Source organism: Curtobacterium sp. MCBA15_001 (genome assembly GCF_001864835.1).
Taxonomy (GTDB): Bacteria; Actinomycetota; Actinomycetes; order Actinomycetales; family Microbacteriaceae; genus Curtobacterium.
The window spans coordinates 1-15,303 of record NZ_MJGI01000001.1; the positions used below are offsets into that span (position 1 = coordinate 1).

Genomic DNA, 15,303 nt, shown 5'->3' on the forward strand with positions numbered 1-15,303 from the left:
GCCGCGAACGCCGCGACCCCGACGGTCCACACCGTCGCTTCGTCGTCGTCGAAGATCCCGGCACCGGTCGCGTCGGTTCCCGAGGTCAAGGGCGGGAACACCTCCGTCGCGCTCGACTCGGGCTTCACCGACGCGCTGAAGTCCCTGGGCCTGACCCCGGGTGTGTCGGGTTCGGCGAAGCTCGACGGTGGCGCGGTGTCGTTCCCGATCACCGCCGGCTCCGTGACGTACTGGTCCCCGGACGGGTCGTACCGTCCCTACGTGCAGGGCCTGCTGAACCACAACGGTTCCGGTCTCACGCTCGCCGCGGGCAGCACGACCGTGACGCTGGAGAACTTCGTGGTGAACCCGGGCTCCTCCAAGCTCTACGGTGACGTCCTGGTCAACGGGCAGGTCGCTGCGTCCAACGCGTACCTGTTCTCCCTGCACGGTGGGACGCTGAAGCCGCTGCAGCTCGAGGGTGACAACGCGATCCTCACCGGCACCACCGTCCACGTCTCCAACGACGCCGCGACGCTGCTGAACAGCACGTTCAAGACCGACGCCGTCAAGGGTGGCCTGCTCGTCGGCACCGCCACCATCACCGCACAGATCAAGTAACACCCCCGAAAGACCGGCTGCGCACGACAGGCCGGGACAGCAACGCCCCGTCGCCCCGCGACGGGGCGTTGCTGTTGCTCCGTCCGTCCCCCGGGATCGGTTCGGCGTGGAGGAGTCCGCGTCCGTCAGGATCGGCCGCTGCACGACATTCCTCAGTGAGGGCAACCACATCACCAGGGGGAACACCATGCGCCAACGCACCATCGCCGCCACCACCACCGCACTGCTCATCGCTGCCGCACTCACTGGTTGCGCCACGGCGAGCGGAGCCTCAGTGCCAGAGAGCGCCGGCACAGCTCCGTCCACGCCCACGATGACCTCGACCCCAGCAGCCAGCACGCCGAGCCGGTCGGCGACGGCGTCGGCGGTCGCAGATCCGGAGCCCGTGGAACCGTCGGCAACAGCGCCGGCGCCGTCGACGCCCGTGTCAGCGCTCGCGCAGCACGTGTACGACCAGTGCTCCATCGGCGCCGAGGCCGCCGGGGTGCGTCTGACGTTCACCGAGAAGCCCTCCGGGTACACGGAAGCTGACGGCCACCACCAGCTCACCTACCCGTTCACGTTCCTCGACGGCCACGACGATCCGTACGCCATCTACAACTGCGGGCTGACGGACGACACCGTCACGTCGACCTTCATCAGCGGCGGGATGTCCGACGCGCACTGACCCTGCCGGTCGGTCGTCTGCGCCCCAGGCGGTGACGGCGGTGCTGGATAGGGTCCGGGAGCATGAGAGCAACGACGCGTGAACCTCGAACCCTGGTCCCCGGCGACACCGTCGCGATCGTCTCGCCGGCGTCGTGGCCAGAAGACTCCGTGCCGGGCTGGATCGCCCAGCAGGTCGAGTCGTGGGGCCTCCGTGCGGTGATCGCGCCGCACGCACTCGACCACCGCGGCTACCTCGCCGGCACCGATGCCGCTCGAGTTGCTGACCTCAACACCGTGGTCCGCGACCCGGCGATCCGGGCCGTGATCGCGTCCACCGGCGGATGCGGCAGTTTCCGGATCGTCCCGGAGGTCGACGTCGACGCCCTCCGTGCCGATCCCAAGGTGCTGATCGGGTACAGCGACATCACCGCGCTGCACTGTGTGTGGGACGCCGCCGGCGTCCCGACGCTGCACGGTGCGATCGCCGGCGCTCATGCCGATCATGTCCGACGGCTGCTCATGGAGGGCGCCCAGACCATCGTCGACGCCGACGCCGACGCCCTCTCGGCGGAGCTCACCACCGCGGGGCGTGCTGAGGGGGCGCTCTTCGGCGGCAACCTCGAGATGCTCGCGCGATCGGTCGGGGTCGTGGACCTCGACCTCGAAGCCAGGATCTTCCTCCTCGAGGTCAACCGTGCCGCGGGGCTCGGGATGGTGGACCGGGCGCTGACACAGCTGCGGCACTCCGGAGCGCTCGACGGTGTGGTCGGCGTGGCCCTCGGCAGCATCGACCAGTTCGCTGGCTACGAGGACCGGGGGTGGACCGTCCTCGACACCCTCGGCGACCACCTCGACGCGCTCGGCGTCCCCGTCCTCGGCGGCCTGCCCATCGGACACATCCAGGACCTCGACACCGTGCCGCTCGGCACGCACGCCGTCCTCGACGTCGACCACGCTCGCCTGACGGTCGCCGCGCCGTCCGGGACCTGATCGCCGACCGGACGCTGCTCGGTGTCAACTCGCCGGTTCGGATCCCGTGCAGCAGTGCAGTGCAGTGCAGCCCAGCGCTTGCCGGCGACGAGGATCACGACCGCCAACGACCCGTCCGCGGCGTGGCCCTCGTCCGACCGGTCACCGGTCCGCGGAAGCCTGCCCGGAATCGTGCGGGACCGTCGCATCGAGCCGCGGGTCGAGCGCCGGGTCGGGCGACACGTCCCCGGCCCGCACCGGCGGGTCGGGCTCGAGCGCCACCGCGGGACGGTCCGGATGCGGCACCGTCGCGGACCCCGCGTTCCGGTCCGGCTGCAGCCGGTGCTTCAGCGCCTGCCACGGCCGCCCGAGCCCCGTGCGGATGCCGCGCTGCGCAGGTCCGTCGACCTCGAGTCCGTAGTACTCACCGACCCGCTCGAGCAGCAGGGCCCGCTCGGCCCGGTCGTACGCTCGGCGCTCCCGGGTGAACGCGATGATCGTCGACCAGCACGTCAGGAGCAGCACGATGCTGAACGGCAGCGCGGTGGTGATCGCGGCGGTCTTCAGCGCGTTGAGACCGCCGGTCAGCAGCAGGGCGACGGCGAGCAGCGCGGAGACGCCCGCGAAGAACACCCGCAGCCAGTTCTTCGGCTCGATGTCACCGCCGGAGGCGATCATCGCCATCACGAGGGAGCCGGAGTCCGAGGACGTGACGAAGAACACGCCGATGAGCAGGATCGCGCCGAACGTCAGCACGGTGCCGGCGGGCAGGTCGGCGAGCAGCGTGAACAGCGAACCCTCGACGTCCACGGAGCCGTCCGACCCGACGAGACCGCCGCCGTTCATCTGCTGGTGGATCGCAGCACCGCCGAGCACCGCGAACCACAGCATCGTCAGCGCCGTCGGGACCAGGAGCACCCCGAAGACGAACTGCCGCACGGTGCGGCCCTTGGAGATGCGGGCGATGAAGATCCCGACGAAGGGGGCCCACGACATCCACCAGCCCCAGTAGAAGGTCGTCCACGACGCCTGCCATGCCTCACCCGCGGCACCCTGCTGGGCGCTGACGTTGAACGACAGCCCGACCAGGCTCTGCAGGTAGGCGCCGATGGACTGCACGAAGTCGCGCAGCAGGTACTGGGTCGGGCCGACGATCAGGATGAAGAGCAGCAGGGCGGCGGCGAGCAGCAGGTTGAAGTTCGACAACAGCTTCATGCCCTTGGTCACGCCGGTCACCAGGGACACGATCGTGAGCGCGGTGATCACGGCGATGATCGCGAGCTGGCTGACGGTGCTGCTCTCGGCGATGCCGGCGCTCTCGAGGCCGGCGCCGATCTGGATGACGCCGAGGCCGAGCGAGGTCGCGACACCGAACAGCGTGCCGATGAGGGCGATCACGTCGATCACGTTGCCCCAACCGCCCTCGACACGGGACCCGAGCAGCGGTTCGAGCGCCCACCGGATCGAGACCGGGCGTCCACGACGGTGGATCGCGTAGGCCAGTGCCAGGCCGAGGACGACGTAGATCGCCCACGCGTGCAGCCCCCAGTGCAGGAAGGTCTGCGTCATGGCCTGTTGGGCGAGGGACTGCTCGTCGCCGGTGACGCCGGGACGCGGGGAGGCGAAGTGGCTGAGCGGTTCGGACACGCCGTAGAAGACGAGACCGATGCCCATCCCGGCGGCGAACAGCAGGGCGAACCACGAGCCGGTGGAGAACTCGGGTTCGTCCTGGTCCTTGCCGAGCTTGATGTCGCCGAACTTGCTGAAGCCGATGAAGAGCGAGAACGCGACGAAGCCGGCCGCGATGAGGACGTAGTACCAGCTGAAGTTCGCGACGATGGCGGCCTGCAGTGCGGCGAAGGCGGACTCGGCCGACGCGGGGGCGCTGAGGGTCCAGACGACGAAGCCGAGCACGATCACGGCAGCCGGCCAGAACACCCAGGTCTTCAGTCGTGGAGCGGTGGTGTGTGTATCGGTCGTTGCCATGCAGTCCATGGTGCCTGGGAGCGACACTTCGTGTTCGCTCAGGTGCCCGATCGACCCGGAGAAGCCGACACCTGTCGCCTGGAGTGACGCCATGAGGACCACCACACCCTTCGGCGCCACCACCGCCGCTGACGACGTCCTGCACGGACTCGACCTCCGAGGGCTTCGGGTCCTGATCACGGGCGGTGCGTCCGGCATCGGCCGTGCGACGTCCGCAGCCCTCGTCCGCGCCGGCGCTGCCGTGACCCTCGCCGTCCGGAACGTCGAGCAGGGGGAGCGGGCGGCGGACGGACTCCGGGCGAGCACCCCCGACGCCGCCGTGGACGTCCGGCCGCTCGACCTCGCGGACCAGAGGTCGGTCCACGCCTGCACCCGGGACTGGTCCGGCCCGCTCGACGTCGTCATCGCCAACGCGGGCGTCATGGCGACGCCGGAACTGCGCACGCCCGAGGGCTGGGAGCTGCAGTTCGCGACGAACCACCTCGGCCACCACGCACTGGTCACCGGGCTGCACGACGCCCTGCGCGCCGGTGCCGACGAGCACGGACGACCGTCCCGCGTCGTCGTGCTGAGCTCGGCCGGGCACCACACGAGCGGCGTGGACCTCGACGACCTGATGTTCGACCGCCGCCCCTACGACCCCTGGATCGCGTACGGGCAGTCCAAGACGGCGAACGCGCTCTTCGCGGTCGAGGCCACCCGGCGCTGGGCTGCCGAGGGGGTCCTCGCCAACGCGGTGCACCCGGGCGGGATCCTGACCGACCTGTCGCGCCACCTGTCGCACGAGCAGGCCCTCGCCATCGGCATCGTGGACGCCGACGGTTCGCCCGCGGTGGGCTTCAAGACGCCCGAGCAGGGTGCGGCGACCTCGGTCCTGCTCGCTGCGTCGCCGCTCGTCGAGGGCATCGGTGGCCGCTACTTCGAGGACTGCAACGAAGCCGTGCCCGCGACCGACGACCAGCCCCTCGTCGGCGTGCGACCGTGGGCCCTGGCCCCGGAGGCGGCCGAGCGCCTGTGGGACGTGAGCGAGACGCTCACCTCGCGTCGGTCCTGACCGCCTGACGGACGCCGGGGTCGACGCCGGACGGCACCGGAGCCTCCCGACCGGCGCCCCGCAACGCCCCGACCGGCGCGCGCAGCCCCATCGTTGCGGGGTTCTCTGCGGTGCGGCAAGACGCATGGTTCGTCCCCGGTACTTCCGCACTGCGTCCTTGCGGTGGTTCGCTGTGAGGATCGCGGCCACCCTGGGACCGCGCGGACCTGGACACGACCCATGCGACTCTCCCTGCGCGCGTCCGCGCGCCCCCGTCTGGCGACCCCTGCAGCCCTGTTGCTGGCCGCCGTCCTGACCGCGACGGCCGTCGTCGGTTCCGCCGCGACCGCGCAGGCGGCCGGATCCTGTTCCGCCGGCTCGCAGCTGGAGGTCACCGCGCACCCGGACGACGACCTGTTCTTCATGAACCCCGCGGTGCTCGCGAAGACGCAGGCCGCCGGGTGGTGCACGACGACGGTGGTCGTGACCTCCGGCGACGCCGGCAAGGGGACGACCTACGCGAACTCGCGTGAGGCCGGCCTCCGAGCTGCGTACGCGAACATGACGAACGTCAAGAACGCCTGGACGACCGTGAGCGAGGTCGACGCCGGACGCACGGTGCAGCGCTCGACGCTCACGGCGATGCCGAGCGTGCAGCTGGTCTTCATGCGTCTGCCCGACGGCAACATCGACGGCAGCGGGTTCGCCGCGACCGGGTCGCAGAGCCTCGAGCAGCTGATGGTGGGCTACATCCCGTCGATCACGACGGCCGGGTCGGCGCGGCAGACGTACACGCAGGCATCGCTGGTGAGCACCATCGGCGCGCTCATGACGAAGGCCGCGCCCACGATCATCCGGTCGATGGACTACGTCCACGGGTTCGGCACCGACACGGACCACAGCGACCACCACGCGGTCGGCGCGCTGACGCTCCAGGCGCGGAACGCCGTGGCGTCGAGCGTGCCGATCACGCCGTACCTGGGGTACCCGACGGTGCAGCTGCCGGCGAACGTCTCCGGCTCGGACCTGGCGGCGAAGACGGCCGCGTTCTACACGTACACCCCGTACGACTCGCTCATCTGCCAGACCGCGGTGGCCTGCGCCGGCAAGCCCGAGGAGCAGTGGCTGCCGCGGATGCACCCGGTGTCCGACCTGACGTCCCCGGGGACCGGGACGGGTGGCGGGACCGGCACGGGCGGCACCGGGACGGGGACCGACCCCTCCGGCGGCACCGGCACCGCGGCCGGCAACGCCGCAGCATCGGCGCAGGTCACCGCGTCGTCGCAGAACCTCGCCGACGGGCAGGGAGCCGTCAAGGTCATCGACGGCAACGCCAACGGCTACCCGGTCAACGCGGCCGCCGAGTGGGCCTCGCAGGGCGGGGGAGCCGGCACCTGGGTGCAGCTGACCTGGATGGAGCCCATCGCGATCAACCGCATCGTGCTCTTCGACCGGCCGAACGCCGACGACCAGGTGACCGGGGGCACGCTGACGTTCTCGGACGGCTCGACCGCCACGGTGCCGAGCCTGGCGAACGACGGCAGCGCTACCGAGGTGTCCTTCAGCACCCGGTCGATCACGAGCGTGCGGCTCACCGTCACCGCGGTCAGCGCGTCGACCAAGAACGTCGGACTCGCCGAGATGCAGGCGTGGACGCCCGGCTCGACGACCTCGCCGCCGGTCACGACGCCGCCGACGACCACCCCGTCGACGACGAACCTGGCCACGAGTGCGACGGCCGTGGCGTCCTCGGAGTCGCCCTCGACCGGGCAGACCGCCGCGAAGGCGATCGACGGCGTGGTCGACGGCTACCCGGGCGTCGCCTCGGCCGAGTGGGCCACGAACGGCGGGCGCACCGGCTCGACCCTGAAGTTGACGTGGGCGTCCCCGGTGACGCTCGGCCGGCTCGTGTTCTTCGACCGGCCGAACACCGACGACCAGGTCACCAGCGGGACGGTGACCTTCTCGGACGGCACGACCGTCCCGGTCGGGTCGCTCGACAACGCCGGAGCGGCGACGACGGTGTCGTTCGCGGCCCGGACGGTGTCCTCGCTCACGTTCACCGTGACCGGGGTCAGTGGATCGACGCGGAACGTCGGGCTGGCGGAGCTGCAGGCGTTCTCGGGCTGAACCGAGCGCTCGTCGCGCACCCCGGACGGACGGGAGGCCCGGTGCCAGCTGGCACCGGGCCTCCAGTCCGTTGTCGGTACCGGTCCGTCACCGTACCGGCCCGTCGGGCGGCCGGTCAGGACGCCAGACCGGCGACCAGGTTGATGACGCTCGCGATCACGACGGTCCCGAAGAAGAACGACAGCAGCGCGTGCCGGAGCGTGGCGCTCCGGATGGTCGAGGTCCGGATCGAGGTGTCCGAGACCTGGTACGTCATGCCCACCGTGACCGCGAAGTACGCGAAGTCGGAGTACCGCGGCGGCTCGTCCTGGTTGAAGTCGATGCCGCCCGGCTGCCCGCTGTAGTACAGCTCGGCGTACCGCAGCGTGAAGAGTGTCTGCACGAGCAGCCACGACAGGAACACGCTCACCACACCGAGCGCCGCGGCCGCGTCCTGCGCCTGACCGTGCAGGCCCTTCGCGCTGCCGAGCACCACGAACAGCGCCACCACGCTCGCCAGGGCCGCCCCGACCAGCAGCAGGTCCGACGCCGTCCGACGGGGGTCCTCCCGGGCGGAGTGCGCCCCGGTCCGGGCCGCGTCGAAGCGCAGCAGCGGGAACGCGGTGGCCACGTACGTCGCGCACGCCGCGGCCCAGCCGATCGACGCCGCCCACCGCGGCCCGACCGTGACGCCGGCGACGACGGCGACGAGCACCCCGACGACGAGCATCAGGACGAGACGGTGGCGGTACCGCTCCGGGCGGTGTGCGTGCGGGGTGATGTCCACGCGGTCAGCATCCCACCCGGCTGCGACGCGGTCCGCCGACCTGTCAGCCTTCGCTGCAGCCGCCGGGGTGTACCACCAGGGCACGCCACGCCGCCGGACTGGCTCGTACCGTTGGGGCATGTCGAACAAGGACGACGTCAAGGAGTTCCTCACCAGCCGCCGAGCCCGCGTGACGCCCGACCGGGTCGCGCTGCCCGGTGGCCCGGGGCGACGCGTGCCGGGACTGCGCCGGACCGAGGTCGCGATGCTCGCCGGCGTCAGTGTCGAGTACTACGCCAAGCTCGAGCGCGGTGACCTGGTCGGGGTCTCCGAGACGGTGCTCGTGGCGCTCGCCGACGCCCTGCTGCTCGACGATGCCGAACGCGAGCACCTGCTCGACCTCGCGCGCGAGGCGAACGCGTCCCCGGTGCGCCGCCGCCGTCGACCGTCCCCGAAGGACGTCCGCACCAGCATGCAGTGGGCGCTCGACGGCTTCACCGCGGGCCCGGCGTTCGTCCGCAACGGACGGATGGACGTCCTCGCCGAGAACCAGCTCTTCCGCGGGCTCTACTGGGGGATGTACGCGCTGCCCGAGCGGCCGGTCAACCTCGCGCGCTTCACGTTCCTGCACCGCGAGGACGCCGAGCACTTCTACCCGAACTGGTCCCAGGCCGCCGACATCAACGTCGCGATCCTGCGCACCGAGGCCGGAAGGAACCCGCACGACCGGGCGCTGCAGGACCTGGTCGGGGAGCTCTCCACCCGCTCCCAGGAGTTCCGCACCCGGTGGGGCGCCCACGACGTGCGCCACCACGCGAACGGCGACAAGCACTTCCACCACCCGGTGGTGGGCGACCTCGACCTGGTGTACGAGGCGATGGAGCCGATGGGGGACCCGGGCCTGAACTTCCTGGTCTACTCGGCGGCGCCGGGGTCGCCCAGCGAGGACGCGCTGCGCCTGCTCGCCAGCTGGGTCGCCACGCAGGAACACGAGCGCCAGGACGACCCTGCCGGAGCGACCCAGCCACGCGGAGCAGAGTCGACACGAACCCCCACCACGGAAGGACCCGCATGACCACCATCGCGATCATCGGTGCCGGCAAGGGCCTCGGCCTGGCCGTCGCCCGCCGCTTCGCCCGCGAGGGCTTCGCCGTCGCCCTCGTCGCCCGCAACCAGGACCGCGTCGACGCGCTCGCCGCCGAGCTCCGACAGGACGGCCACAGCGCCGCGGGCTACACGGCGAACGTGCGCGACCCGGAGTCGATCCGCCACGCGCTCGAGCGGGCCACCGAGGAGCTCGGCCCGATCGAGGTCCTGCAGTACAGCCCGCTGCCGGCCAAGGAGTACATGCGGCCGGTCCTCGAGACCACCGAGGCCGACCTGGTCGGCCCGATCGAGTTCTCCGTCTACGGGTCGGTCGCTGCCGCACGCCAGGCGATCCCCGGCATGCGGGCGATCGGGCACGGCACGCTGCTGTTCGTCAACGGCGCGAGCGCCGTCCGGCCCGCCGACAAGGTGACCGGCACGTCCGTCGCGTTCGCCGCGGAGAGCGCCTACGCGCAGCTCCTGCACGAGGCGCTCGCCGACCAGTCGATCCACGTCGGCCAGCTCATCATCCCGTTCGGCATCGACGACGGTCAGGACGACCACGCGGCCGCTGCGGTCGCCGAGCACCTCTGGTCGATGCACACGGACCGCGGCGACTTCCGCGTCTACGCGGAGCCGCTCTCCTGACCTCGTGCCAGTGACGGACGGGAGGCCCGGTGCCAGCTGGCACCGGCCTCCCGTCCGTCACGGTGTCAGATCAGCGCCCCAGCAGGTCGACGGGATCAGCCAGCCCGTCCGCCACGACCGCGCGGAACGCGCGCACCAGCGGGCTGCCCGGGGCGACCGTGACCGCCGACGCCCACGCGAGCGCGGAGCCGAGCGCCGGGTACTCCGCGACCCGGACGAACCACGGGTCCTGGTGCCCGACGGCTTCGAGCACCACCGTCGCCGGACGGTCCCCGAAGGTCGCGGACCAGGCGACCCACGGCGCCACGGACCCGTGCACCGCAGCCTCGCCCGTCGCGGTCGCCGTCCGGACATCGACCCCGGCGCAGTCGGGGAACCGCCACCAGAAGCCGCCGTACCCGGCACCGGTGCGGCCGTTGCTGCCCGGGCCGCCGAGCCGGACCGGGGCGTTGCCCGCCGGCCGGAACGTCGACGTCGTCCGGAGCTCCCACGCGTCCGGACCCAGACCGGTGCAGGTCGTCGTCCGTTCCTCGTGCAGGACCGGGCGTCCGTCCGGCCCGCGCCAGAGGAGCTCCTCGGTCCGGGTGTCGCCGACCACCGAGGCCCGCTCGAGGGCCACGGTGCCGTGGTCGTCGCGCCGGACGTAGCCCTCGTCGCGGACGTACGTCGGACCGCCCCAGCAGTTGATGCCGTCGACGTCCGGGATCGCGGTGCCGACGCCGCAGTGCCAGTCGTGGTCTGTCGGGTGGTGCGCACTCAGGACCGTGCCCCCGAGCGTCCGGACGGGATGCAGGTACGGCCGCGGGACCGAGGCGCGAGCCGTGCCGCCGCCGTCGAGTTCCGTCGCCACCTCGGCCGCGGCGCCGTGCCGATCAGGGACGCGCCAGCGGTGCAGCACGGCGTCGCTCGTCACGCCACTGAACCTACCGGGCCCAGGGTCATCGACGCCGGACCAGCACGACGCTGTCCCGAACGTCGTGCACACTGCCATCGTCCCGGGTGACCGTCCGGGGTCGCACCTCGGCGACCACCACCTGCCAGTCGGCATCGTCAGCGACGCCGAGCGCGACGAGGTCCTCCTCGGGCGTCGGGAACCGGTACGTTTCGAGCCCCTCGGGCATCCCGCCGGGAGGCGTCGCGTGGGCCGTGACGAGCAGGTGTCCGTCCGGCGCCACGAACCGCGTCGCCCGGCGCAGGATCGCCGCGCGAGGGATCTCGACCGGCCAGGACTGGAGGAAGGACGCGGTCACCAGGGCGAAGCGCTCGTCGGTGTCCCACGACGCCAGGTCAGCGGCGACGAGGTGGACCTGGTCGCCGAGACCCGCCGCGGTGGCGGCCGCCGTCCCGCGCTCGGTCGCGGTGGGGGAGAGGTCGACGCCCGTCGCGTGCCAACCCTGCGCCGCCAGCCAGATCACGTCGCCGCCTTCGCCGCAGCCCAGATCCAGCGCGGTCGATGACGGCAGGGTGCGGGCGACTTCGCTGAGCACGGCGTTCGCCCGTCCGGACCACATCCGCTCCTGGTCGGCGTACCGGGACTCCCAGTACGTCGCAGCGTCGGGCAGGTCCTCCGAAGCGGTGTGCTCGTGCATGTCGTCAGTGACGCACAGGCGCCACCACTGAGGCAAGCGATGTTGCCGGATCGGCAATGCGGAGAACCTCGGAGTGCATGGACAGCGCCGACCTGAGCGCCGTCTCCGGACAGTGACGGCCCGTCCATGGGCTCCGCGACTAGCTTCGGTCCATGACCATCGATCCGCTCGTCCACACGGGGACTGCGCGCGTGCAGACCACCGTGCGGGGGACCGGTGCGCCCGTGCTCGTGCTGCACGGGTCGCCCGGCGGCATCGACGCGGCCGAGGTGATGGGTCGCTTCCTCCCCTCGGACCGCTTCCACACGGTCCTGGTCTCACGGCCGGGGTACCTCGACACCCCGCTCGACCCGGACCACGCGTCCATCGACGACGAGGCCGACCTGCTCGTGTCCGTCCTCGACGACCTGGGCATCGACCGCGTCGGCGTGCTCGCCTGGTCCGGTGGCGGCCCCGTGGCGTACCGGTTGGCAGCGCGGTACCCCGAGCGCGTCTCGGCGCTCGTCGCGGTGTCGGCAGTCAGCGGTCGCTACGTGCCCGGACCGATCGGCCCGTTCACCTACCTCGTGGCGCACACCGCCCTCGGTGCGCGCCTGGCCGCGCTCGCGGTGCGGCACCTGCCGCGCGCGGTCGTCGGCGGAGCGGTCGCAGGCGTCAGCAACCTGCACGGTCGGCTGCTGCGGCGGCACGTCGCGGGCGTCCTGGGCGATGCCGACCGACGCGCGTTCATGCTCGACATGGCCGCGACGGGGAACAGCTCCGGCCCCCACCGTGCCGGGTGGCGGAACGACCTGCGCACGTTCGCCGCGATCGACTCCCTCGAGCTCGAACGGATCAGCGCGCCGGTGCTCGTCGTGCACGGCGATGCCGACACCGAGGTCGACGAGTCGCACAGCGTCCGCGCCGCGACCGAGATCCCGAACGCCGAACTCGTGCTGCTGCCGGGTGGCACACACTTCGCGTTCTGGGCCCACCGTGACTCGGCAGCGGTCCGGGCGCGCGCGCAAGAGCTCTTCGCTGCCTCCCGCTGACGCACCAGGAGCCCCGCCCGAGCCTGTGACCCACCGCAGGAACCGGGGTCACTTCCTCAGCCAGGGCCCGGTTCGTGACCAATACGTTATCTTCTCGTGTCCCCCTCCAGCGAGGACGGACCCGAACCCGGAAGGAACCATGGGACGCCACGCTCTGCCCGCTGACGCCGACGACCGCCAGTCAGCCCCAGCTCCGTCCCCCTCCGTTCCGACTGCCCGCACCCGCGGACGCCGCGCTGCCACCGGACCCGCGATCGCACGGTCCAGCTACGTCGAGCACCGCGAGCCGGCCCGCGTCGTCGCGCTGCACCCGGCGCGGAAGCCGAGCCCGGCCTCCCCGACGTCCACTGCACCGGCCGCGTTCGTCTCGCGGACCGGCTCGCTCCGTGCCGAACGGGCGCTGGACCCGCGTCACGTGCGCCGGGCCGCGAACGCCAAGCGCGCCGCACTGATCCTGGCGCCGGCCCTGGCCTTCACCTCCGCGCTCACCCTGTCGATGCCCGCGAACGCCGCCACCCCCGCGGCTCCCGGCCCCTCGGTGACGACCGCGTCCGAGCCGCTGCAGAACTACACGGTCGCCCACGACGTCGAGATCCCGGTGACCTCGACCGACAGCATGACCGCGACCACCACGACCACCGTCGTGTCCTACCCGACGCTCGTGACCCGCTTCGGCGTGACGACCGCGCAGGCCGAGTCGGCCATCTCCGCGGCACTCTCCGCCGGCGGTGACCGGGCGACCGTGCTCGAGACGGCGCTGCAGTACATGGGCGACCCGTACGTCGAGGGCGGCGCGAGCCACTCGGGCATCGACTGCTCGGGCCTGACGATGGTGGCGTACCAGGCGGTCGGCATCCAGCTCGTGCACTACGTCCCCACCCAGGACGCCGCGGCGACGACGATCTCCGCGTCCGAGGCGCTGCCGGGCGACATGGTGGTGTACGACAACGAGGACCACGTCGGGCTGTACCTGGGCGACGGCCTCGTGCTGCAGGCGCCGCACCCGGGCGAGGTCGTCGACATCGTGCCGATGTACTCCGCCGCGCACCACTTCGCACGGCTGCTGCCCGCCGGTTCCTGACCGGACGCCGGCCCGTGCCACGCGTCCCGTAAGCTGGAGTGATGGCCGCCGACACCCGCACCCCGTTCGAAGAGCAGCGCTCTGCGCGCCCGCAGGTGCGCCCGCGGACCGAGGGCTGGACGCAGGCCACCGACGGTGAGGGCCGGCCGCTCCTGCAGTTCGCGTCGCCCAAGCGCGGCAAGCCGCCGGAGCACCTCGCCGACCTGTCGGTCGAGGAGCGCGAGGCGAAGGTCAAGGAGCTCGGCCTGCCGGGTTTCCGTGCCAAGCAGCTGTCGACGCACTACTTCACGCACCACACGTCCGACCCCGACCGGATGACGGACCTGCCGGCCGCGCAGCGCGAGCAGCTCGTCGCGGGCATGCTCCCACCGCTGTTGACCGAGACCCGGCGTCTGGCGACGGACAAGGGCGACACGATCAAGTTCCTCTGGAAGCTGCACGACGGCGCCCTGGTCGAGTCCGTGCTCATGCGGTACCCCGGGCGCATCACGCTGTGCGTGTCGTCCCAGGCGGGCTGCGGCATGAACTGCCCCTTCTGTGCCACCGGGCAGCAGGGCCTCACGCGCAACATGTCGACGGCGGAGATCATCGAGCAGATCGTCCGGGCGAACGCCGCCATCGCCGCAGGGGAGCTCGGCGGTGATCCGCGCAAGGGCGGCAAGGACCGCGTCGATGCCGAACGGGTGACCAACATCGTCTTCATGGGCATGGGGGAGCCCCTGGCGAACTACAAGCGGGTGATGGACGCCGTCCGGACCATGGTCGCGCCGCAACCGCACGGCCTCGGCATGAGCGCCCGTGGGATCACCGTCTCGACCGTCGGCCTGGTGCCGGCGATCAACAAGCTCGCCGACGAGGGGATCCCGATCACCTTCGCGCTGTCGCTGCACGCGCCGGACGACGAACTGCGCGACGAGCTCATCCCGGTGAACTCGCGCTGGAAGGCCGACGAGGCCATCGACGCCGCGCACAACTACTACCTCAAGACCGGTCGGCGGGTCTCGATCGAGTACGCGCTCATCAAGGACATGAACGACCACGCCTGGCGAGCCGACCTGCTCGCCGAGAAGCTCAACAAGCGCGGCAAGGGCTGGGTGCACGTCAACCCCATCCCGCTCAACCCGACGCCGGGCTCCGTGTGGACCTCGTCCGAGGTGCACGTGCAGGACGAGTTCGTCCGCCGACTCAACGCCGCCGGCATCCCGACGACCCTCCGCGACACCCGCGGCAAGGAGATCGACGGCGCGTGTGGTCAGCTCGCCGCCGCGGAGTGAGACCCCCGGACGCCTGACGGCGCTCGGACAGGAGGCACGGTGCGGTTCCGCACCGTGCCTCCCGTCGTTCCCGGGGCCGGTCCACCACCCGTCCCCGACGCGTCGACAGCCCGTCACCGGAGCGACGCCCCGCGTTCACCCGGGTGCGACACGCCCGGGCGGGACGACGGTTGGCGGGGCCCCCAGGGCCTGTGTAGAGTAATCACTCGTTGCCGCTGAGGCGGAGAACGGAACGGCCGAGACGGTCACAGGGTGCAAGCCTTGAGACGCAGTCCGGACGGGGTCCCGCTCAGGCAACCAGCCTCGGAGTCCTGCTCCGGTGGCAGCCAAGTACGAATGCCTCTCTGGCGGAACCTCTTCGTGGGGTCGAGTGGGGAGTGCGTCTGGTCCTTGAGAACTCAACAGCGTGCACATTGTCAATGCCAATTTATTGACCCCGTGCTCGGTCAGCTTGCTGGTCGAGTCGGAGACAATTCCTTTTGG

General features: G+C 71.6%; 14 protein-coding genes. 10 read left to right on the top strand and 4 right to left on the bottom strand.

From position 1 onward, the window contains the following. From BIU90_RS18495 to BIU90_RS00015, 3 genes are all read left to right on the top strand, one after another. Nucleotides 1-600 (top strand): hypothetical protein (locus tag BIU90_RS18495; RefSeq protein WP_071298200.1); only part of this gene is annotated, 600 nt, incomplete at its 5' end. A gap of 187 nt (nt 601-787) precedes the next feature. After that, nucleotides 788-1,267 carry a hypothetical protein gene (locus tag BIU90_RS18005; RefSeq protein WP_139195029.1) on the top strand — a complete coding sequence of 160 codons (480 nt, stop codon included), beginning with the start codon at nt 788-790 and terminating at the stop codon, nt 1,265-1,267. Nucleotides 1,268-1,329: 62 nt separating this feature from the next. Next, complete coding sequence (locus BIU90_RS00015) at nt 1,330-2,238, top strand: LD-carboxypeptidase (protein ID WP_071298202.1); 909 nt, start codon at nt 1,330-1,332, stop codon at nt 2,236-2,238. A gap of 141 nt (nt 2,239-2,379) precedes the next feature. On the opposite strand, the gene BIU90_RS00020 is transcribed toward BIU90_RS00015, so the two are convergent. Beyond that, a complete protein-coding gene (locus BIU90_RS00020) occupies nt 2,380-4,203 on the bottom strand; it encodes a BCCT family transporter (protein WP_175470092.1) in 1,824 nt (607 codons plus the stop codon). A gap of 91 nt (nt 4,204-4,294) precedes the next feature. Here BIU90_RS00020 and BIU90_RS00025 point away from each other — a divergent pair, with 91 nt between their 5' ends. Both BIU90_RS00025 and BIU90_RS00030 read left to right on the top strand, forming a co-directional pair. Beyond that, the gene (locus BIU90_RS00025) at nt 4,295-5,257 is read left to right on the top strand and encodes an SDR family NAD(P)-dependent oxidoreductase (RefSeq protein ID WP_071298203.1); all 963 of its coding nucleotides are present in this window, start codon (nt 4,295-4,297) and stop codon (nt 5,255-5,257) included. A gap of 219 nt (nt 5,258-5,476) precedes the next feature. Next, on the top strand, nt 5,477-7,366 hold the full coding sequence (locus tag BIU90_RS00030) for a PIG-L family deacetylase (RefSeq protein WP_071298204.1): 1,890 nt from the start codon (nt 5,477-5,479) through the stop codon (nt 7,364-7,366). 115 nt (nt 7,367-7,481) lie between these two features. Here the strand turns inward: BIU90_RS00030 and BIU90_RS00035 are convergent, their stop codons facing one another. Further along, nucleotides 7,482-8,132, bottom strand: coding sequence for a DUF1345 domain-containing protein (locus BIU90_RS00035; RefSeq protein WP_254786891.1), 651 nt, complete (start codon nt 8,130-8,132; stop codon nt 7,482-7,484). A gap of 118 nt (nt 8,133-8,250) precedes the next feature. On the opposite strand from BIU90_RS00035, the gene BIU90_RS00040 reads away from it, so the two are divergent. Together BIU90_RS00040 and BIU90_RS00045 are read left to right on the top strand one after the other, a co-directional pair. Then, nucleotides 8,251-9,186, top strand: a complete 936-nt coding sequence (locus tag BIU90_RS00040; RefSeq protein ID WP_071298205.1) for a helix-turn-helix domain-containing protein — start codon at nt 8,251-8,253, stop codon at nt 9,184-9,186. Next, nucleotides 9,183-9,845: an SDR family NAD(P)-dependent oxidoreductase gene (locus BIU90_RS00045; protein WP_071298206.1), complete on the top strand. Its 663-nt coding sequence runs from the start codon at nt 9,183-9,185 to the stop codon at nt 9,843-9,845. The genes BIU90_RS00040 and BIU90_RS00045 overlap by 4 nt, the downstream gene beginning before the upstream one ends. Before the next feature lie 70 nt (nt 9,846-9,915). On the opposite strand, the gene BIU90_RS00050 is transcribed toward BIU90_RS00045, so the two are convergent. Both BIU90_RS00050 and BIU90_RS00055 read right to left on the bottom strand, forming a co-directional pair. Then, nucleotides 9,916-10,758 carry a PmoA family protein gene (locus BIU90_RS00050; RefSeq protein ID WP_071298207.1) on the bottom strand — a complete coding sequence of 281 codons (843 nt, stop codon included), beginning with the start codon at nt 10,756-10,758 and terminating at the stop codon, nt 9,916-9,918. Nucleotides 10,759-10,783: 25 nt separating this feature from the next. Then, entirely contained in the window at nt 10,784-11,434 is a 651-nt protein-coding gene (locus BIU90_RS00055) for a class I SAM-dependent methyltransferase (RefSeq protein ID WP_071298208.1), read from the bottom strand. Nucleotides 11,435-11,586: 152 nt separating this feature from the next. Between BIU90_RS00055 and BIU90_RS00060 the strand changes: the two genes are divergently transcribed. The 3 genes from BIU90_RS00060 to rlmN all read left to right on the top strand — a co-directional run bounded on the left by BIU90_RS00060 (nt 11,587) and on the right by rlmN (nt 14,820). Continuing rightward, nucleotides 11,587-12,465, top strand: coding sequence for an alpha/beta fold hydrolase (locus BIU90_RS00060; RefSeq protein ID WP_071298209.1), 879 nt, complete (start codon nt 11,587-11,589; stop codon nt 12,463-12,465). A gap of 139 nt (nt 12,466-12,604) precedes the next feature. After that, nucleotides 12,605-13,546, top strand: a complete 942-nt coding sequence (locus BIU90_RS18010) for a C40 family peptidase (RefSeq protein WP_071298210.1) — start codon at nt 12,605-12,607, stop codon at nt 13,544-13,546. 41 nt (nt 13,547-13,587) lie between these two features. Next, entirely contained in the window at nt 13,588-14,820 is a 1,233-nt protein-coding gene (rlmN, locus tag BIU90_RS00070) for a 23S rRNA (adenine(2503)-C(2))-methyltransferase RlmN (protein WP_071298211.1), read from the top strand. The last annotated feature ends 483 nt before the right edge of the window (nt 14,821-15,303 follow it).